This is a genomic window from Ralstonia sp. OTU4908 (genome assembly GCF_038440115.1).
Lineage (GTDB): Bacteria > Pseudomonadota > Gammaproteobacteria > Burkholderiales > Burkholderiaceae > Ralstonia > Ralstonia pickettii.
Map to the genome: position 1 here is coordinate 1 of NZ_JASATD010000059.1, position 18,543 is coordinate 18,543.

Annotated in this window: 28 protein-coding genes; 6 read left to right on the forward strand and 22 right to left on the reverse strand. The window is 63.6% G+C overall.

The window, feature by feature from the left end:
* Positions 1–23: 23 nt before the first annotated feature.
* From AAHM38_RS24250 to AAHM38_RS24350, 21 genes are all read right to left on the reverse strand, one after another.
* Complete coding sequence (locus AAHM38_RS24250) at positions 24–851, reverse strand: hypothetical protein (protein WP_052421041.1); 828 nt, start codon at positions 849–851, stop codon at positions 24–26.
* Positions 752–1,159, reverse strand: coding sequence for a hypothetical protein (locus AAHM38_RS24255; RefSeq protein ID WP_169742688.1), 408 nt, complete (start codon positions 1,157–1,159; stop codon positions 752–754). Before AAHM38_RS24255 ends, AAHM38_RS24250 begins: the two co-directional genes overlap by 100 nt.
* Positions 1,156–2,082: a DNA cytosine methyltransferase gene (locus tag AAHM38_RS24260; RefSeq protein ID WP_245621247.1), complete on the reverse strand. Its 927-nt coding sequence runs from the start codon at positions 2,080–2,082 to the stop codon at positions 1,156–1,158. Before AAHM38_RS24260 ends, AAHM38_RS24255 begins: the two co-directional genes overlap by 4 nt.
* An 8-nt stretch (positions 2,083–2,090) precedes the next feature.
* A complete protein-coding gene (locus AAHM38_RS24265; protein ID WP_028228987.1) occupies positions 2,091–2,420 on the reverse strand; it encodes a hypothetical protein in 330 nt (109 codons plus the stop codon).
* Positions 2,421–2,557: 137 nt separating this feature from the next.
* Positions 2,558–3,427, reverse strand: a complete 870-nt coding sequence (locus AAHM38_RS24270) for a 3'-5' exonuclease (RefSeq protein ID WP_028228988.1) — start codon at positions 3,425–3,427, stop codon at positions 2,558–2,560.
* Positions 3,428–3,446: 19 nt separating this feature from the next.
* Positions 3,447–3,962 (reverse strand): hypothetical protein, encoded by a 516-nt coding sequence (locus AAHM38_RS24275; protein ID WP_042339246.1) that lies wholly within the window; start codon positions 3,960–3,962, stop codon positions 3,447–3,449.
* Between the two features lie 8 nt (positions 3,963–3,970).
* On the reverse strand, positions 3,971–5,032 hold the full coding sequence (locus AAHM38_RS24280) for a DNA-binding protein (RefSeq protein WP_182553474.1): 1,062 nt from the start codon (positions 5,030–5,032) through the stop codon (positions 3,971–3,973).
* An 18-nt stretch (positions 5,033–5,050) separates the two neighbouring features.
* A complete protein-coding gene (locus tag AAHM38_RS24285; RefSeq protein WP_028228992.1) occupies positions 5,051–5,434 on the reverse strand; it encodes a hypothetical protein in 384 nt (127 codons plus the stop codon).
* Between the two features lie 93 nt (positions 5,435–5,527).
* Entirely contained in the window at positions 5,528–5,758 is a 231-nt protein-coding gene (locus AAHM38_RS24290; RefSeq protein WP_182553475.1) for a hypothetical protein, read from the reverse strand.
* A 1,245-nt stretch (positions 5,759–7,003) separates the two neighbouring features.
* On the reverse strand, positions 7,004–8,047 hold the full coding sequence (locus AAHM38_RS24295; RefSeq protein WP_084170293.1) for a replication initiator protein A: 1,044 nt from the start codon (positions 8,045–8,047) through the stop codon (positions 7,004–7,006).
* A 109-nt stretch (positions 8,048–8,156) separates the two neighbouring features.
* Positions 8,157–8,474 carry an addiction module antidote protein gene (locus tag AAHM38_RS24300; RefSeq protein WP_028228993.1) on the reverse strand — a complete coding sequence of 106 codons (318 nt, stop codon included), beginning with the start codon at positions 8,472–8,474 and terminating at the stop codon, positions 8,157–8,159.
* Positions 8,471–8,794, reverse strand: a complete 324-nt coding sequence (locus AAHM38_RS24305) for a type II toxin-antitoxin system RelE/ParE family toxin (RefSeq protein WP_028228994.1) — start codon at positions 8,792–8,794, stop codon at positions 8,471–8,473. The genes AAHM38_RS24300 and AAHM38_RS24305 overlap by 4 nt, the downstream gene beginning before the upstream one ends.
* An 88-nt stretch (positions 8,795–8,882) precedes the next feature.
* Positions 8,883–9,104 carry a hypothetical protein gene (locus AAHM38_RS24310; RefSeq protein WP_042339262.1) on the reverse strand — a complete coding sequence of 74 codons (222 nt, stop codon included), beginning with the start codon at positions 9,102–9,104 and terminating at the stop codon, positions 8,883–8,885.
* Positions 9,105–9,107: 3 nt separating this feature from the next.
* Complete coding sequence (locus AAHM38_RS24315) at positions 9,108–9,491, reverse strand: TrfB-related DNA-binding protein (RefSeq protein ID WP_028228995.1); 384 nt, start codon at positions 9,489–9,491, stop codon at positions 9,108–9,110.
* Positions 9,492–9,531: 40 nt separating this feature from the next.
* Positions 9,532–10,008 carry a hypothetical protein gene (locus AAHM38_RS24320; RefSeq protein ID WP_028228996.1) on the reverse strand — a complete coding sequence of 159 codons (477 nt, stop codon included), beginning with the start codon at positions 10,006–10,008 and terminating at the stop codon, positions 9,532–9,534.
* 14 nt (positions 10,009–10,022) lie between these two features.
* On the reverse strand, positions 10,023–10,325 hold the full coding sequence (locus AAHM38_RS24325) for a hypothetical protein (RefSeq protein WP_028228997.1): 303 nt from the start codon (positions 10,323–10,325) through the stop codon (positions 10,023–10,025).
* Positions 10,326–10,355: 30 nt separating this feature from the next.
* Complete coding sequence (locus tag AAHM38_RS24330; protein ID WP_052421042.1) at positions 10,356–10,820, reverse strand: hypothetical protein; 465 nt, start codon at positions 10,818–10,820, stop codon at positions 10,356–10,358.
* The gene (locus AAHM38_RS24335; protein WP_052421043.1) at positions 10,813–11,112 is read right to left on the reverse strand and encodes a hypothetical protein; all 300 of its coding nucleotides are present in this window, start codon (positions 11,110–11,112) and stop codon (positions 10,813–10,815) included. The genes AAHM38_RS24330 and AAHM38_RS24335 overlap by 8 nt, the downstream gene beginning before the upstream one ends.
* Before the next feature lie 44 nt (positions 11,113–11,156).
* Positions 11,157–12,491, reverse strand: coding sequence for a ParB/RepB/Spo0J family partition protein (locus AAHM38_RS24340; protein ID WP_028228998.1), 1,335 nt, complete (start codon positions 12,489–12,491; stop codon positions 11,157–11,159).
* Positions 12,492–12,502: 11 nt separating this feature from the next.
* Positions 12,503–13,285 carry a ParA family protein gene (locus AAHM38_RS24345; protein WP_028228999.1) on the reverse strand — a complete coding sequence of 261 codons (783 nt, stop codon included), beginning with the start codon at positions 13,283–13,285 and terminating at the stop codon, positions 12,503–12,505.
* Between the two features lie 23 nt (positions 13,286–13,308).
* Positions 13,309–13,734: a hypothetical protein gene (locus AAHM38_RS24350; RefSeq protein WP_028229000.1), complete on the reverse strand. Its 426-nt coding sequence runs from the start codon at positions 13,732–13,734 to the stop codon at positions 13,309–13,311.
* 536 nt (positions 13,735–14,270) lie between these two features.
* On the opposite strand from AAHM38_RS24350, the gene AAHM38_RS24355 reads away from it, so the two are divergent.
* The 6 genes from AAHM38_RS24355 (at position 14,271) to AAHM38_RS24380 (ending at position 17,947) form a co-directional block, all read left to right on the forward strand.
* Positions 14,271–14,543: an AbrB/MazE/SpoVT family DNA-binding domain-containing protein gene (locus AAHM38_RS24355; protein WP_028229001.1), complete on the forward strand. Its 273-nt coding sequence runs from the start codon at positions 14,271–14,273 to the stop codon at positions 14,541–14,543.
* The gene (locus tag AAHM38_RS24360) at positions 14,540–14,944 is read left to right on the forward strand and encodes a type II toxin-antitoxin system VapC family toxin (RefSeq protein WP_028229002.1); all 405 of its coding nucleotides are present in this window, start codon (positions 14,540–14,542) and stop codon (positions 14,942–14,944) included. Before AAHM38_RS24355 ends, AAHM38_RS24360 begins: the two co-directional genes overlap by 4 nt.
* A gap of 31 nt (positions 14,945–14,975) precedes the next feature.
* The gene (locus tag AAHM38_RS24365) at positions 14,976–15,758 is read left to right on the forward strand and encodes a hypothetical protein (protein ID WP_063834454.1); all 783 of its coding nucleotides are present in this window, start codon (positions 14,976–14,978) and stop codon (positions 15,756–15,758) included.
* A gap of 31 nt (positions 15,759–15,789) precedes the next feature.
* Positions 15,790–16,515 (forward strand): M48 family metallopeptidase, encoded by a 726-nt coding sequence (locus tag AAHM38_RS24370; protein ID WP_028229003.1) that lies wholly within the window; start codon positions 15,790–15,792, stop codon positions 16,513–16,515.
* Positions 16,516–16,584: 69 nt separating this feature from the next.
* Positions 16,585–17,202: a hypothetical protein gene (locus AAHM38_RS24375; RefSeq protein WP_028229004.1), complete on the forward strand. Its 618-nt coding sequence runs from the start codon at positions 16,585–16,587 to the stop codon at positions 17,200–17,202.
* A complete protein-coding gene (locus AAHM38_RS24380; protein WP_042339268.1) occupies positions 17,186–17,947 on the forward strand; it encodes a class I SAM-dependent methyltransferase in 762 nt (253 codons plus the stop codon). Before AAHM38_RS24375 ends, AAHM38_RS24380 begins: the two co-directional genes overlap by 17 nt.
* A gap of 4 nt (positions 17,948–17,951) precedes the next feature.
* Here AAHM38_RS24380 and AAHM38_RS24385 read toward each other — a convergent pair whose 3' ends face one another.
* Positions 17,952–18,425: a hypothetical protein gene (locus AAHM38_RS24385; protein WP_137959874.1), complete on the reverse strand. Its 474-nt coding sequence runs from the start codon at positions 18,423–18,425 to the stop codon at positions 17,952–17,954.
* Between the last annotated feature and the right edge of the window lie 118 nt (positions 18,426–18,543).

Here is an 18,543-nt window from a genome sequence, read left to right on the forward strand (position 1 = left end):
GAAGGGGGCACGCCCAGGATCGGCTACGCCGGCTCCAGCTCCTGCGGCTTGGCGCTCACCCAGCGGATCACCTGCACCGGGCTCAGCCCATCACCGCTGCGAGCGTCCAGCGCGTTGTCAGCACCCCGCAGCGCGTCCGACATGGCCAGGAAAGCCTCGCGCTGGCCACGGCGCACCCGGAATTGCGCGTCCACCACGTTGTTCACCCGTGCCCACTGGTTCCAGGCGAACGAACGGCCCAGGCCCACGGTCGTGTTGCTGCTCGGGAAACTGTCAGCGTTGCGCACCAGGTCTTCCCAGCTTGCGCCGAACTCCACTTCATCGAAGCGGCTATGCCGCCCGGTCAGCGCGACACGCTCCAGGTGCAGCGCCTTTTCCAGCAGTCTCGGATGCTCGGCGGCCAGCCAGAACAGCTCCCACGGCTTCGAGGCTGGGCAGAAGAAGCACGCCGACTTGATCGGCACCATGTGCGCGCCCAGCTCGGTGGCAATCGCGCTCACGCAGTCGCGGCGAGTCCAGCCGATGATCTGGAGCGGATAGAGGTAGTCGAAATCCGCATCAGACGGCTTCAGGGCCTGGGAGCGGCGCAAATCTGCCTTGCCGCAGTCATAGCCGATCAGCTTCACGATGCGCTGGCCAGTGGCTTGGGCGTCCAGCCAGACCGGATGCGGATCGCGCTTGTTGGGGCCGCGCTTGGCCCCCTTGATGAACTGGTCTTGAGGGTCTTGCTTCCACTTGATCGAGCAGCTTTTCAGGCCAAAGGCCAGGCTCGGCAGGGTCTCGTTCTTGAGGCAGTTGCCGTAGAGGTCGGTGTAGTGTAGCCCGTCGAGGCCATCGGCACCTTGCGGCACACCGACACCTCGGGCCATCCCCAGGTGCGCAGCACCTCATTCATGCGCGTGACGTGTCGCAGCGTCTCGGGTTTTTCGCCGCCCGTGTCGGCGAACGTGATGACGTGCGGCCGCAGGCCGGCCGCGCGCAGCGCGACGATCATGGCCGTCGAGTCCACGCCGGAGCCGAAGCACAGGACGATGAGGCGACCGGCGAGCGCGTCCACCAGCGCGCAGCGCTGCCAGTCTTGCAGCACGCCCGAAGTGTGGGCTGCCTTGCTGCCGGCCGCAGGCCGGTGCCGCATGAGGGCGTCCACGGGCGGCGTCATGCGGCGGCCAGCAAAGCATCAAGGAAATCCGCGGCCACCACGGGGCAGACGGCATTGCCCAGCAGGTGCATGGCTTCGGCGTGGTTGTCGGGCAGGATGTAGCCGCGTTGGAAGCCCATCGCGGCCTTGGCCTCGGGGACAGCCAGCATCCGCATCTGGTCGCCCTGGATGACGGCCCAGCGGTCGCGCGTCGGGATGGTGCCTATCGGGCGCTCGATGCTGCGCCCGGTGCGGCCGCTCCCGCTGGAGTAGTACGGCGCGAGGAAGCGATGGCCGAAGGCCGCGCGGCCGGCCTCGATGCGGCGGATCGTGTTGGGACTGCGCCTGGCGGTATTGATCGGCGTCCAGGGGTGCGCGTCCCATTCGAGCACGTCCGCGATGGGGACATGCGGCCGACGCGGCAAGCGCAGCTTCAGCGGCCGGCGCGAGCGGGTGCAGACGATGAACAGGCGTTCGCGGTTCTGCGGCACGCCATGATCGGCGGCATCGACCAGGTGCGGGGAGACGGAATAGCCCAGGCGGCGCAGCGCGTCCTTCCATGCGGGGAACAGCACCCACTTTTCAAAGGCCGGGACGTTCTCCACCAGCAGGATCGGGCTGCGGTGGTATTCGGCGCAAGCCACCACGGCCCAGGCCGTGCTGCGCAGCGCGTCGTGGTGCGGCCGTTCCTTGCCTCGTGCCGGGCTGTGGCCCTGGCAGGCGGGGGACGCCAGCACGATGTCGTGCGGCGGCACCACGCGCCAGTCGGCTTGCTGGAGGTCTTGGCACTGGTGCCAGGTGGTCGGGTGGTTTGCCTCGTGGTACTGCACGGCGAGCGGCCAGTGGTTGGCCGCCCATGCGACCATCACCCCGGCCATGCGGGCACCTTCGGAAGAGCCACCGGCCCCTGCAAAGAGGTCGATGGCCGTCATGTTGGCGGCCATGTGCTCGATCACTCCGCCAGATAGCTCGCCAGGGCGTCCTCGTCCCCGTCCAGCAGCTCGGCCAGCACCGTGGTGCGTTCCTTGCGGGCCAGGGCGTCGCGCAGCGGCGTGGCCTTCACGCAGCACGGGCAGCGGGTGAACGACAGCACCGAGTCCGTGGCGAACTCCCAGCCGGCCGCGCGGGCAGCTTCGCGGATGCGGTCGGTGGGGCCACTGAAGCGGCCGGTTTCCAGGATGTCCTTCAGCTCCAGCGCCGACAGACCCCACTCGTGCGGCTCGTCATGGCGCATGTGGTAGGCCTCCCAGGGCTCACCGCAGTTCGGGCAGTTGATGTCCATTTCTTTCCCCTTTCATCACGTCGATCAATGGGGAAATTGTACCCTTAAATGGGTTGACCGTCAACCCTTTTAAGGTGGACAGTCAACCCTTTATAGGGGTCGCGGCGGGGGACTCTGGGGACTTTCGCGCGCGAAAGTTAGGCCCCGGCTGCGAGTGCCATGACGATCTGCCGGCACAGCTCAGCATCGGCTCGCGCCCGATGGCGTGGCCCGGTGGGCAAGCTGGCCCCTGCCAGGCTTGCAGCGGTTCGCAGGTTCGGCCAGCGTCCATCGTTGAGGTCAGTCAGAAGGGCCATCGTGCAGTCGGCCCGGAAGGTGGGCACATCAAGGCCGTGCAGCGTGCAGGTCTGCCGCATCATCCGGTTGTCGAAGTCGGCGTTGTGCGCGATGACCAGGCGATCAGCCACGATGCTGGCGACCTGTTGGCCAACGTCGCGCCAGGTAGGCGCGTGCATCACATCCTGCTCGGTAATGCCGTTGACGGCCGTTGCCTCGGCCTGGATTGGCCCCAGCGGCTTGACCAGCGTATCCAGAAGGACGGCACCAGCGGCGTCCAGGATGGCGATCTCGATGATTTCGGCGCTGGCGTCCAAGCCTGTCGTTTCCGTGTCCAGGAACAGCGGCGCGTTCTGGAGCCAAGCAGCGGCGCAGCCACAAACCGCGCGCCTTTCGTGCTCCCATTCCTCGCGCTCGGCTTGCCTCGCGCAGTCGCCGCACAGGCCGGCGCGATCCAGAAGCTGACTGTCAATGCGGGTGCCGCATTCGGCGCACGGCGACGTGCCGACCAGCGCACGGCCAGCCGCAAGCGCGGCCAGTTGCTCCGGCGTGGCCTCCCTGCGCGGCCGCATCGGAACGGCCTCGGCGGGCTCGTAGAGCGTCACGTAGGCGTGGCCCTGCCAGTAGTAGCCGGCTGCACGTTGATGCGTGGCCAGCTTCAGCCGCTGCTGCTTCAGCTCGGTCTTCGTCAGCAGGTGTGCCGGCGCAGCGGCGCGGTTCTTGTACTTCATGCGCGCTCCCTTCTTTGGGTCAGACGTGAGGGACGCCCATCAGCTCCAGGACGATCAGAAACAGGACGGTGACGATGGCGATCACCACGCTGCCGCTGACGATGTGAAACCAGTCTCGCAGGCTGGGCATACAGGACAGCAGGCACTGCCAAGCCAGGATCATCAGCAGCGGGCTAATCAAGGCGCTCGGCGGGGCGAGGCAGGACAGCAGGAACAGCCAGGCGGCCAGCGGGATCAACAGCAGCGGGGCGAGCCCTACGGGCACCTCGTTCCACCAGCGCAGGCGCGCGAACTCCACGCGGCCGTAGATCAGGCGGCCCGCCACCGTGCGGTATGGGCGGATCGACAGGGACACCGGCTTGGCACCCAGCAGCCAGCCGACCAGGTAGTGCAGCAGCTCATGGGCGAAAGTGCCCGGCAATCGCGCCACCACGTAGATCATGGGCACGCGGCGCAGGAAGCGAAAGACCAAGCCGATGGCCACGAACAGAAGGGCATGGCCAGCGGTGACGCCAGGGATCAGCTCGGCACCCATGAGGCCCCTCACTTTCCGCTGTCTGGCTTCTTGTTGAAGCCCCGGATCGTCGCCTCTTGGCTGGCGACCTGCGAGCGCAGCGTATCCGCCTCTCCTGAAGCCCTGGCCAGCGCGTTGCTGGCTTCCTTGGCTTCGCGGCGAGCCTCGTCAAGCTCGCGCTCCAGACGTTGCTTGCCGTCTTCCAGCTTCCCGATCACTTCGATGGATCGCTGCTTTTGTTCCTTCAGCGAGGCCTCCAGACCGCTTGCGTTCTGTTGGGCTCGTGCCAGCTCGATCTTCACAGCGGACAGCTCTGCATCGACCGCGTGGTGGGCCTTCTCGGCGGCCTCCAGCTCACCCCGCAGCGCGGCAGTGTCGGCTTCATGCTTCTCGGCGGTCGTCTTTGTCGCCAACTCCAGATCAGCCGCATGTTGTTGCACGCGGGCCAGCTCGATCTTCGTGGTGCCCAGCTCTGCCACGGCCTGGCTGCGGGCTTGCTCGGCGTTGTCCAGTTCGGCGCGGAGCTTGACGAGTTCTGCCTGATGCTTCTCGGCAGCGGCCTTCGTCGCCGCCTCTGCGGCGCTCAAGCGCTCGCGGAGCTGAGCCAGTTCCACCGCTTGCGCTTGGCCGTTCGCCTGGGACTCGGCGAGCTTGCCAGCCAATGTTTCGACCTCTGCCTTCGTGGTGTCCAGCGTGGCCTCCAGGTCATCGACGGTCGTGGCAGCGTCAGCCAGTTCACGCTCGGCCTGCTCACGCTGCTCGCCGGCAGCGCGTAACACCTCGGCCACGCGGCGCTCAGCGGCCTTCACCGCCTTGTCGTTCAGCTCTGCCGCAAGCTGGGTGATGCGCTCGGTCAGCGCAGCAGTGACGGCCTTCACTTCCTCGGCCACCTCCACGGGCAGCTCAGCTACCGGCTCGTCTTGCGTCACGGACTTGCTGGCCAGGTGCTCATCCCACACCTGTTTCAAGCGCGAAGGATTGCCCCCGCCGACCTTCTGCCGCAGGGCGAAGCCGGTGACGTTGCGGCCAGCGTCTTGCAGCGCTTGGCCAGCTTGGATGATTTGCTCAGTGGTGAATTCAGCGGGGCGCATGGCGCGTCCTTTCTTTGGTCAGCGCCACGCCAAGAGGGCGTCGGCAGGCACCAGGCACGGCCCGGCAGGAAGGTCGAGGGCGATGAAGTCGGCATGCCCGAAGCGACGGCCGGTGCCGACACGCTGCCGCTCGGCCAGCACGTCGAACACCGGGATGAACGGCTCCAGGTTCATCAGCAGGGCCTCGTCGCTCACCAGGTAGGGCTCGCGGCCGGCGTCGATCTGCTGCCCCGCCTCATTGTCGGCCTGATCGCTCAAAGCCTCGTGGTAGGCCTCGGCGGTCGTCAGGCGCAGCTTCGGATACAGGGCCAGCAAGCCCTGGCGACCCAATTCACCGCGCACCGGGCGGATGGCGGCCGCGCGTGCGCGGGCGGCGTTCAGTTGCTGGAAGCTCAAGGACATGGGGCACCTCCTTTCACGGTCGATGCATCAAGTATAGCAACAAACAAAGAAACAAACAAACTAACAAACAAATAAAAGCCGGATTGTTGCGGATCAGCCGCACCGGCCGGCTGCATGCGGCGAGGTCGGCGACGTGCCTGGCCAGCGCCCGGCCCGGTGCGTGGCCACGGCCACGATGACGGTGATGGACGACGCGGGCTGGCCAGCTCTGCGGCTCTCACGCGCACGCGCGCGAACGGCCACGAAGTCGCTGGCCGGTGCGGCGATAGACGATGCGGTGTGGCGCGGCGGCTGCGAGGTGACGATTGCCGGGCTTTTCCGCATGGTCGAGCCCGGCGCGTGTGCATAATTGCCGTCAGACTGCCGCCTGTAGCGGTGTATTCCTCCCTGACACCCGCAGTCTTTGGCCTCGATCCTGGTGGATCGGGGCCTTTTTCCTGGGTGCGCCAGGGTGCGAGTCGTCTATCGCCACCGTCTTGCCGGCCTGGGCTCAGCGCTGGTCGAGCTGCCGGCCGGTTGTTTGTCTGTCGCCGCTGGCCAGCGGCTGCTGGCCAAGTCGGCCGTCATCGGCGGCCGCATCACCGGCAGAGCTGGTCAGCCGAAAAATCGACCCTCCAGAACGGCCTACAAGCCGTTTTCTCGCCATCGCCGGGGCCTGGGGCTACCCGACAGCCAGAAAACGCCGCCTAGGCCGGCATATCGCACCAGGAAAGCCCTTTTAGGCCATTCCGCCCATCGACCAGGCTTCGCCCCTCTATTCCTTGAAGACAGGTTTTCAGACCTTGGCGACTCACCAGCGGTTGTGCAGCCGCGCGCACACGCGCCCGGTTGAGCGGTGGCCACGGCGTAGACGTGGCCAGCGTGATTTATCCGGGTCTTAGCGCCCGTAGGGTGGCCCGCTTGCGGGCCAGGTCAGGATGGACGCTTGCGGCCGTCCTGAGCCGCTTAGACGGCTGCTGCTACGGCGGTTGCGCACCACCGCCCGGCGCAGCCGGGCTTGTAATCGCTCTCGCGCCGCAGGCGCGCACGAATGCTGGGTGAGGCCGTAGGCCGAGGGGCGCAGCACCCCTGGGGGGATGGGAGAGGCCGAAGGCCTCGGGTGGGTTCGAGAAGGGGGTCTCCCCCTTCGGCGGCGTTAAAAACGTTAAAAAGAAAAGTGTTAAGACGCGCGCGCGTGTTAAGCCGCAAAAATCGCGCAGTAATGCGTTGATTTATAAGGATTTTTCCGCGCGGCGCATCGGCGATAGACGAGTTGGGGGCACGGCGATAGACGAGTCAGAACTACGGCGATAGACGAGAAAACTGACGGTGATAGACGATGACGCTCGAATTTCTGTGGATAAGTGGCCAAAGTTACGGCGATAGACGAGTGCTTTGGAGCCGTCAGACTGACGGCAAAGCGGCTGCATTGTTGCCCCAATTCGGCGAAAAGCCCTGTCTGGCAGGGCTTATGGGCGAAAAAGCGGTACGGCGATAGACGAGAAAATCGACGGCGATAGACGAGTCGGGCGTTTTTGCCTCGAAGTCCTTTTCGACGGCGATAGACGAGTGACGGCGATAGACGAGTCATTAGGCCACGGTTTTGGGCTTGGCTTTGGCCTTGGACATGTCCATCGACTGCTGAAGCATCCCGGACACCCAGGAGAGCTTGCCCACGCGGTTGGCCTCCGTCACGAGGCGCTTGTTGTCGCGTGTCATGTAGACGAGCTGGTTGGGCTTGCTCGACTCGTCCAGGGCCAGCCGGTAGTCGGGCAGGCGGTCGTTCTTGATGATGTCCTTCAGCTCGGTGCGGAAGTGGCTCGCGCTCTGCGTGCTGCCGGCCTTCTCTTGCAGCAAGGGCAGGCCGATGGTGAACCAAGGTTGTTGTCCGCAGTGCTTGCGGCCCAGCTCGTACAGCCGGCGCTCCAGCGCCTGGCCAAGCGAGAAGTAGTTGGGGTGCAGGGTGAGGATGTCGGAGGCGATGGCGGCCCGGTAGAGCCAGTCGGCAATCGTCAGCTCCAGCTCCAGCGCGCCCTTGCCGTTCTTGGTGTACTGCGTCACCTTGTAGTCTTCGATGAGGCCGAAGCCCTCGACCTGCTCGCGCTCGTTCGTCTTGACGTTGGTTTCAATCGTCGTGCCTTTGAGGCGGCGGCACATGTCCAGTACGCGCACGTATGCTGCGCCCCCGGTGCTGCGCCTGGTGCCGACCAGGAAAGGATGCACGGCGATCTTGAGGCGGCGGCCGACCATCATGCCGGCGTCGTGCGCTTTGACGATCTGGCTCAGGCAGTACAGCAGGATGTCCTTGTCGAAGACCGTGGCCGCGCCCAGCGCGGACGGGATCACCTTCAGGGTCTTGCCACCTCGGGAGTAGGTGCGGATGCGGGTGTCCTTGTTCTTGCTGAGCGAGAAGATGGGGTACTCCATCGAGGACACGTCGTCTTTCACCGGCCAGTCATGCACCAGGACAACCACTTCGAACAGATCACCTTGCGACGGGGCGTCGGCCGCATCGCTCTGATGCGGCTCACTGCTGCTGATGATCTGAAGCTCACCGAAAAGATCGGTCAGTTCGGGCGGGTTTTGAGGCTGCGCTACTGGTGCCAAACTACCTGACGTGCTAGACTTCTCCATATCTCACTCCGTTTTGGTTTTTGGCTCGCGGCCTTGGGTCAAGATGGGTTGATGATGGTCTATGAACCGCCCGGCCTGCTCGCCGGGCGTTTCTCTTTGTGGGCCTATCTCAAGCCGCAGCGACATGATGCTGCTGCGGAGCGACCTGGACAGCCAGGCGCAATCCAAGCGCCTTGAGCACGGCCGACAGGCTGCGCAGCTCAGGATTGCCCTGGGGTGAAAGCGTGCGGTAGAGCTGGTTGGCGTTCAGCTCTGTCTCCTTGGCGATGGCACGCACGCCACCGTGCGCTTCCGCCATCTGGCGCAGCGCCACCAGTAGATCGGCCGGCTCTCCATCCTGGAGAAGCTGATTCAGGTACTCGGCCGCAAAAGCCGGGTCTTCCTTGAACAGCTCGGCCATTGCTTCGTCGTGGCTTCGATCCTTCATGCTGACCTCCGTTGCCAGTCTTTCCAATACCCAATCGCGCGCTCGATGTCGGCGTCCTGGGAGCCTTTGTCACCACCGCACAGCAGTAGCAGCACCACGGCGTCGGCCATCGCGTAGTAGACGCGGTAGCCTGGGCCTTGGTCGATCCGCAGCTCCCACACCCCTTCACGGCAGGGCTTGTGGTCGCCGAAGTTGCCGCCCTCGATCCGGTTGACGCGCTTCAGCACCTGGACTTTCGCAATCGGATCGCGGAGCTTCTTGACCCACTCCTGGAAGGGGTCGTGCTCGTCTTCAGTGACGTAGTGGCGGACAGTGAACATAACCTATTATCGTTTATAAACGACAAAAGCGCAAGAGCCCTTGCGCTTCCTCGTGGCGTGGATGGCAGTGGCGTCTATACGTCCCGGTTCAGCTTGATGACGGCCCCTTGTCCACGATGACCACTTTCGCTCCCGCCGTGATCGCTTCGCTCTCCAGCTCATCCAACATGAACGACATTCCTCGACCACTCGGTGCCACAACCAAAGTATGGCCGCTGTCCTCTCGATTGAACGAGTAGGACATGCCACTGCCTGGCTTGGCGAAGACGAGTGTGTTGTACGGGTTGGTATCGCTTGTTTCGTTGCTCATGGATCAACCTTTCAAGAGTCTGGTGGTTTTGCGCACTGCGTTGGTGGCCTTCTCCAGCGCCTCGGCCTTCTTCTCCTCGTTCGTGCAGGCCTTCAGCGCATCCAGCAGACCGGCCACCTCAAGCGCCAGAGTCTCCGGCATGTCCAAGGTGACACTCACCACGGCGTTCCCCGTGGCGGCCGCCTGTGCGATGTAGTTCCGCTTGAAGTCGCCCATCAGGCTATTCACACGCTGCTTGCTGACGCCGTACTCGGTGGCAACGTCCGCCTGAGTGCGGCCGTCCACCAGGACGGCACGCAGGATCGACCAGGTTTGGTCATGGAAGCGCGTCTTGGCCATCCAGGGCAAGCCATCGAATTCTTCCGGGGACAGGCGCTTGAGTTTCATAGTTGTTTTCCGGGGCGGGTGAACTTTCGCGCGCGAAAGCTCAGTTGAAGGTCTTGTAGTTGCTCTGCTGGAGCATTCGCAGCATTTCGGCCGCCGTGGGCGAGCCGTTCTGCATGGCATAGCCCAGCAGCAGCTCGGCGCGCTCACCGCTCAAAGTCGTCTTCGGGGTGGCCATGCCACCAGGCACGCGGGTCGCGGCAATCACGGCTGTGGCCAGCAGGCGGCCGGCTTGGTCGGCCCACTGCGGCAGGGAGTTGCCCGCTTGGAGCCCGCAGGAAGCGACGTTGGCCGAGATAATCTCGCCTTGCGCGCTGGCCGTCACGAAGTCGGCACGGGCAATCGCCCCGTTCAGTTGCTGCTCCTGCTTGGCCAGGAAGTCAGCCTTGCAGAAGGGATGCACGCTGCTGGCACTGGCTTGCACCTGGAGGGCGTTGCGGGCTTGGGCGTCGGTCACTTGAGCGCTGGCCAAGCTGGCGAAGCAAGCCAGGAAAACAGCGGCGATCAGTTTGGTCTTCATCGTGTGTCCTCGGGTCAGTTGTGGTGCTTGTACTTGGCCAGTACCGCCTCGTACTTGTCCACGTCGATGGGCGGCATGTAGCTGTCGTTGTAGATCACGGCCACCAGCAGGTCGATGCTGCGGCGGTTGCAGTGCAGCGAGTCGTCCTTGTTGTCGGCCTTCGGCGCGTAGGCAGTGCTGTTGACGCACTGCTCGTAGAGTGCGGCGCGCACCTGGTCTTTCGCCGGCTTGGCGCTCACGGTGTTGCCGATCACGGCACCGGCCAGGCCAGCGGCGACCACTGCCACGCCGATGTAGGTCTTCGTTTTCGTGTCCATCTTCGTCCTTGGTTCCTTGTGTCGGTCGGCTCAGTGCCGCCCTTTGTCCTGGATGCTCGCTGCGTTGTCGGGCAGCACGCCCCGCATCCACGCCGGCACCCGCCCTTGGTAGGACAGGTTGCACCGTGTCGGAGACTTGTCGGCATCGAGCCAGCGCACCAGGAAGGCCTGACCGCCGAAGCCGATGCCCTTGCCCAGCTCGTGCATCGTGTAGTGAATGCCGTTGCAGACCACTCGGCCCTCATTCCGCTCGGCCAGCTCTTTCCAGTAGCGGCGATGGGACTCGATCACCTTGGCCTTCTCCTGCTCGATGTCGGCCGCCGTGAGGCCTCGGGCATCCGTGGCCATCACCTGCTTCCAGCCGGCGTCAATGTCACGCTGCGAGAAGCCGGCGTGAAAGCGCAACGGCTCGTCGCCTTCGCCCAGCATGTACGCGCGCACCTGGCAGGTGTCGTCGTGCATGTGCAGCTCCAGGTAGCTCAGCGGTTCACGCATGGATGCCTCCAGCCACGCGGTACATGCGGCTCACCAGCTTGCCGTCGATCTGCTTGAACACCACCACGCCGGCACCGTGCTCCAGCTCGTACACACGCATTGCCGGCGTCGGCGCTGCCTGCACGATCTGCACGAAGCGAGGGGAGGGCGGCGGGGCAGGGTGCCCCACGCCGGCAGAGGCCATCATCAGGAGCCCAGCGGCCCCGGCGAGCACGCTGCCGATGACAGCAGGCGCGGCGAACACAGCGGCGGTCAGCACCAGGAATCCGACCACGCTTTGCAATGTCTTCATGATCCTTGTTCTTTCTTGGGAGACGGCCTTGCGGCCGTCGCTGCTCAGAATCGCCACCCTTCCGGCATCGGGGGAATCTCGATGCGCGGGCCGTCGTCGTGCTCGGGGTCGGCTTCCGGTGCCAGCGGATGTTGCTCGCGCCACATCAGCAGCGGCGTCTTCGTCTTGAATTCGTCCTGGAGCTTCTTCAGGTACGCCAGGGACTTGTTCTCGCCCAGGGCCACCATCATGGGGAGCACCATCGACAGAAAGCCGCTCCACTGCACCCATTCGGTCTGATTCATGTCGCAATCCAGCTCGGCCATCTTCGCCTTCATGCTGTTGAAGTGCGCCAGGTTGGTTTCACCCCACTCGAACACGTCTTTGCGCAGGTTGGCCAGCGCCTTCTCGGTCTGCGCCCGTTCGGCGGCCGCGACTTCCTCCGGGCTGGGGCTTAGCGTCGGCAGGAAGGTCTGCCCTGGCTTGATGGGTTCCTCGCCCTTGGTCTTCGCCTTGCCCGTCGAGGCCTGCGGCGCGGCCGCCCGGTCGGCGTCGTCGGCATCCTGCTCGGTCGCTGCCGGCGCGGCCGGCTTGGTCTTCGCCTGCTTGGCCTCCTGCTGCTTGGCCTGCTGCACTTCCTCGCGGCGCTTCTGGAATTCCGCCTGCTCGCGCTTGAACTGCTTGACGGCCGACACCTTGTTGCGGGCCTCGTCCCGCGACAGCGGCAGGCCTTCGTGGAGTCGGCGCAGCATGTGGCTGAATTCTTCTTCGCTCTCGGCATGGAGCTGATTGAGGCTGTGCAGTACCTCGAAGTCCTCGCACAAGCCGTCTTTCAGCAGGCCCAGGACGGGCTCAGCGTAGCGAGTGACAGCCATGCGCTTGCTGATCCAGCCCTCGCTCTGCTTCTCCTTGCCGGGGTTCTTCTTGTCCGTCTTGTTCCAAATGCGGCTCGCTTCCTCGATGCCATAGCGTTCCACGTCCTCGATCACGCCCATCGCCTGGTCGTAGGCCGACAGGTCTTCGCGGTCGTTGTTCTCCGACACCTGCATCCGGCGAATTTCCAGCTCGGACATGCCGCGCTTGATGACCACAGGGGCCTTGCTCAGCCCTGCCAAGGGCGCTGCGCGGAAACGGCGCTCACCCACGATGATCCGGTACCGGCCGTCAGCTTCCTCATGGACAACCAGCGGCTCGATGATGCCGTTCAGCTTGAAGCTCTCGGCCAGTTCCTCCAGGTTCCCGAACTTCGTGCGAACCTGCTTGACGCTGAAGATGCGGGACAGCTCGATTTCGGCGTCCGCTGGCTGCGTCGGTTTCGGCTGCACGGCAATCTGCGCCACGGCGGACAGCTTGCCCAGGTTCAGGCCGGGCTTTTTGGTTGCGGTTGCGGTTGCGGTCATGTCTTGTCCTCTCAGATCGTGGCCTTGTCGAAAATCTGGCTGCACACAGCCTTCATTTCCTTCGCGGCAAGAATTTGGCTTTCGCCACTCTGGACACGCCACACGGGGCGATCCTTGGCGTATTGGGTGGCGGCCCGGTCGTACAGCACGCCGTCAAACACCACGTCGCCCAGCTCGTCGCGCAGTTGATCCAGCGCGTTGCGGTCGAAGGCGCGGCGGGTGTTGACCCGGTTGGCCAGCAGGCCCAGCGTCACCAGGTCGCTATTCCATTCGAGTTGCTGCACGCGGGCGATGTCCTCGAACAGATCGCCCAGGCCGTCGATGGCGTCTTGATCCATCGTGCAGGGGCACACCACGAAGTCAGCGGCGATCAGCGCGGCATAGAGCGGCTGGCCCAGGGTCGGCGCGGTGTCGATCACGCACAGGTCGAAGTCGGCCGACAGGCTGGCCAGCGCCGCGCGCGGGGCGTGCATGTCTTCCAGCGGCCGCGTGGCCACGTCCACCAGCTCGCGGTCGGCGGCCACCAGTGCGGCACCTTCCCCGCAGGGCATCGGCTGCTGCTCGATGCCAGCACCGTCGAAAAGCGAGCTGGCCATCAGGAAGGCCTCGCCTTCGCCGGTATCGCCCAGGTTGCGCTCGCGGAAGGCGCGCAGGGTCTTGCTGAAGTTCTTTTGCGGATCGAGGTCAACGCACAGCACACGATGGCCCTGCTCGATGCCGTAGAAGGCCAGATTGCGTGCCAGCGTGGTCTTGCCCACACCGCCCTTTTGATTCGCAATAGCAATGGTTTTCATGGGATCGTTCCTTGGATGCGGGTTCAGGCCAGGGTCAGAGCCGGGGCGACCACGGGCTGGAAGACCGAATGCAGGTTGAGCATGATGGTCAGCCAGTTGACGGCAAACAGGTTCATCGGGATGCGGCGCGGGTTGGCGCGGTTGTCCTCGGAATAGACCACCTCGTAGCGCCACTCGTCCTGCACTGCCAGCAGCTCCGCTTGCTGTTTCACCACATCGACGCGAAACACCATCCAGGGCGCGGGCTGTTCCTCACCCTTCACCACCTGGTCGTGAGCCATTTCCAGCTCGATCACGCCGTCCTGCACGCTCGACACGCTGCAATAGATGGACATATCCCCGGCGATGCGCGGGGGAGCGAAGAAGGTGCTGCCCAGGGTCACGTTGGCCAAGTCGGGCACCAGGTCGCTCAGGCGTTGGTACAGGCGGTGAAAGAGGTTCGGGTTCATGGTCATGGCTCCAAAGTCAAAGGGTGATGAGGGTCTTGCGGGTGGACTTTCGCGCGCGAAAGCCTTGGTCTTGTCCTACGGTCTGCTCACCGTGTCGGGAGGACAGAATCAGCGCCCCACTGAACTGCTGATGTTTGTAATTCTATGGCAAAAAGGGGTGACGGTCAACCCTTTTGCAACCTTTTTGCATCATCCGCGCAATCTTTTTTGTGCCTCAAGAGCAACATGGCCTTCCAGCGTAGAGCCCTGTCAAGGGAGCCACCGGAGGCCGCACGCGGAGCGCAGCCGCAGGCGAGCACCGAACGGGCGAGGATGGCAGCGCAGCGGCCCTTGATGGGGATCGAAGCGAAAGACGCTCACCGTCTGAGGTGCAGGGGGTTCAGGCCAAAGGCCGCACCCTGCATCTCTGACGACAGAGGGCGACTCGCTCCCCTCGCAGGGCGAGGGGCGGGGGGGAGTGGGATGGCACGCTGGGCCGGTTTGACACGGCGCAGACGGGCATATACAATGTGGCATATACATAGGAGGACTATGCCATGCCTACCCTAGCAACCCCATCAAGGCCAAAAGAGGCCAAGCTATTTCGGAACAACCGCAGTCAGGCGGTGCGGATTCCCGTGGAGTTCGAGTTGCCGGGGGATCGTGTGCTGATCCACCGCGAAGGCAGCAAACTCATCATCGAGCCAGTAACCCGGCCAACGAACATCGTCGAACTACTGGCCGAGTGGAGGAAGGAAGCGCCGCTCGCGCCGGAAGATCAGTTCCCGCTCATTGAGGACATGCCCGCCCGGCCGGAGGACATATTTTGAGCGGATATCTGCTGGACACGAACATCATCAGCGACATGATCCGCAGCCCGGACGGGCCTGCTGCACGTCGCATCGAGCAGGTCGGGCCGAAGGAAATTTTCACCAGCATCATCGTCGCAGCCGAGCTGCGCTATGGCTGCGCAAAGAAGGGCTCGCCCAAGCTGCTGGCCAGGGTGGAGGGCATTCTTGAAACGATCCCGGTGCTGCCGCTGGATATTCCGGCTGACGCCGAATATGCAGGCATCCGCGCTGAGCTAGAAGCGGCTGGCCAGCCTATCGGCATGAACGATCTGCTGATCGCCGCACACGCCTATGCGCTCAGCCTCACGCTAGTGACGGACAACACGCGCGAATTCGGCCGCATCCGTGGCCTCAGCGTAGAGAACTGGCTGGAAAGATAGCCCGCTTTCATTTGCAGAATTTGAGGCAACCATGAACATGAAAAACTTGGCTGGAAATTCCGTCTCGATCTTCCTGTTTCGGTTTGTGCTACATGGCGACGGCATCAACTTTGTTTTGAATGAGTCGATTGCCGAGGACATGTACCGAGATATTGACGAGAAAATCAAACCGCTTGTTCATGCTTGTTGCGAAACGCTGTTGCGATACAGACATTTGAGTGTCGGCAATACCATCATGGATGGCAACATCCTTGAGGACGGGCAGTTTGAGGTCATGTTGAGCAGAGGCTTAGGCAGGCACTTCGCCGAGAAGGAAAAGCAGCATTTATTCCAAGACGCAAAACGCATCGCTGACCTGCTGGCGGAAGTGATGGACAGAACGACCCAGGCGCTGAACCAAGGAAAGCACGTTAGCCAGCCTCTTAAACAGTTCCCGCAGAGTCCAAAGAAGATAAGAAAGGGGCTTGAGGCGCTTGCGCAGGAAAAGCACCTTGCAGCAGAACTGCAATGGCTCGCCGAGGGCAAATCAATAAGGCCAGGCTTGAAACAGTTGCGCGCTGATGATTTACCTGCGGGTGTGGTCGCCTCAAGAGGCTACGATCACCGGGGCCATTGTCTCGTTCTGGATCACGATACCCTTGGAGAGCTTGGGAGGATCGTTTTAATCAACGTTCGTGATGACCAGATGCTGATGCAAGCAGAGCTATGCACTGGCGGTGAAAATTTGCAAGACCCTATCGTAAAGCAGAAACGGAAAATACTCGAAGCGGTTGTTTCGACCGTCAACAACTGCTTTGATGGAATCGAGAGGTAATGAAAAGAATCTTGGATTAAGGATAACCGTCGTGATTCCAACAACCTGGTTTCGCAGGCTCGTTTTCTTCCTGTTCGTCATGGAGGTGGGCGGCGGCGTCCTTTGGGCGGCCGCGAAGCTGGCCCCGGATCAAGGTCATGCGAATCTGCTCCAGACCGTTGGAAGCCTGGTTTTCCTGTTCGGCTTCTATGCCGGGATGCCCCTGGTCGCTCGCTACCTGGCTCCCCAGCCTTGCACCGATCCCGCCAGGCAGACGCGACTGGCCAGCCTGCTCCAGCGCTACGGCAGCTCTTGCCCGGTCTTCCTGTACGAGCACCCGGACAAGGAAGCGAACACCGTGGGCTTGTGGCCATCGCAGTCGCGCATCTACATCACCACGGGCCTTTTTGATCGCATGAGCGATGAGGGCCTGATCGGCATCCTTGGCCACGAAAACACTCACGCCCGCGAGCGGCACATCCTGGTGGGCTTCGTCTATGCCTGCATCTTTGCCCTGGGCTCCTACGCCTCAGACAGTCGCACCTTCTTTGTAGTGGGCTTCCTGCTGTTCCTCGGGTTGAGGCGCTACATGGAATACCGCGCGGATGCCGGCGGGGCGCTGCTCGCTGGCCCGGCCTCGATGAGCACGGGCTTGCGCGAGCTGGCCATCCTCTACCCAAGCGCGGCTTGGCATCGGTGGCTGACTATCATCATGGCCTACCCGACTCTGCCTATGCGCCTGCGGGCCTTGGAGACGAAGCGGCCGGCGCTGCTCTGACGGCAACTTGCCGTCAAGTTCGCGCCCTGTGCATCATGGAGGGCATTTCGAGATTGGGAGAATAAGTCGATGAAGGTGATCCGCTACGCAGCCGGTGCTGCGCTATTCATGGCCACGGCTGCGGCAACGGCCGCGCCCCTGTCCCCGCAGACCATGCAGCTCACCGAGTTCGTGCGCGACACCTGGAAGGTGCCTGAATTCCAGCTCGGCCGCTCTGCCGTGCTGTCCACCGTCGCGCTGCGCGTGTCCACCTATTCGTCGCCGTTCTTCATCCACCGCTCACAGATGGATGCTCTCGGGAAGAAGACCGGCGAGCTGGAGCAGCTTTGCACCAGCCAGGCCGGAAGCTGGCAGTACGTTGGCTTGCCGCTCATCGAGAAGGGCGAGCCTCCACAGCGCGGCCTCTCCGATGTCGAGGTCTTCCGCCAGATCGTGGTGGCCATGTTGCGGCAACCAGAGCCGCTTGTCGGTGATGCGCTGGAATACGCCCTCAAGAACAAGTGGCTGGGCCGCTATGAGTGCTCGGTCGATGGGGCCGCCGCCTGGCGTGCCACCATCAGCTTTGATCGCGCCCAGGCACGCACTACCGGCCCGACCGCTACCTACCGCGACGTGACGCTGAAGATCGGCTTGGCCGATGGCGCACAGGTTGGCCAACAGAAAGCCGTAGATGCCGATCAGCGCTGAGCGTCCATCGAGAAACTGGTTCGCGCAGGGCGGCAGCGCCTATGCGAAGTTCCGCCCGTCCTATCCTGCTGAGCTGGCCACCTTCCTGGCTTTGGTCGCCCCTGACAAGAACCTGGCCGTGGACGTGGGCTGCGGCACCGGCCAGCTCACGGCCCAGCTCGCCAGCCATTTCAGCCAAGTCGTCGGCCTTGATCCGAGTGCCGATCAGCTTGCCAATGCCATCCAGCATCCGCGCGTCCGCTATGAGCGCGCGCCGGCCGAGAAGCTGCCGCTCGATGCCGGCACCGTCAGCCTGGTAACTGCTGCCCAGGCCGCCCACTGGTTCGATCTGCCGGCGTTCTTCGGTGAGGTGCGGCGCATTGCTGCGCCTAGTGCGGTGGTCGCGCTGGCCACCTATGGCGTGCTGGAGCTGGAGCCGGAGGTCGCCCCGGTCTTCCAGCGCTTCTACCGCGATGTCATCGGCCCGTTCTGGCCTCCTGAGCGCGCTTTGGTGGACAGCGGCTACTCCACCATCGACTTCCCGTTTTCAGAGCTTGCAGCGCCTCGCATGGCTATTAGGCAGACCTGGAATCTGCCGGAGCTGCTGGGCTATGTGTCCACCTGGTCGGCCGTGCGTGCGGCCGTTGATGCTGGGCGGCAAGACTTGCTGACCAGCTTCGCGGATGACATCGGCGTGGCGTGGGGAGACGCCGGGGCTCGCCGGTCGGTGTCGTGGCCTATCGCGCTGCGGATCGGCCGGGTGTAGTTCGTCAGGCGCTGGCGGCCGCTTCGCGTTGCAGCAGTTCCTTGAGGGACAAGTACCACAGGCCGGCCAGCGTATCGTCCAGCTCGGCCAGCGCGGCGGCCGCCTGCATCAAGGCGAAGCCGAAGCGGCCGGATTCAAGCAGCAGCTTCGGCTTCAGCACGATGCCTTCCGTGCCGTGGCTCACCAGCAGCGTGGCCAGCTCGTCCGAGGTCAGGTGCGTTTCCTCGCCACGGCGGTTGATCGAGTCGGCCAGCAAGGGCAGGTAGAACGGCAAGACCACTTCCAGCTCGCGCTCGATGCGCCTTGCGGTCTTGCTGTCGGCCAAGATCGTCTTCAGCCTGCCGGCGTCGGCTTCGCACAGGGCTTGGCCAAGCTCCCCGAGGTCGCGGACAAACTGCCCATCATCCATGCGTGCGGCTTGCGCGCGAACGTCCCGAATTAGCCAGTCAGGCACCCCTGTAGATTCTTCAAATTCCATACTTCCCCCCCACACGTATTCATCGGAAATAACGGCGGAGATTGCAAGAACTTGAACTTTTAAGCGCGCGCTTAATTCTCGCCAGCAGCGGTCACAGGGATGAGCGCTGCGGCTCAGA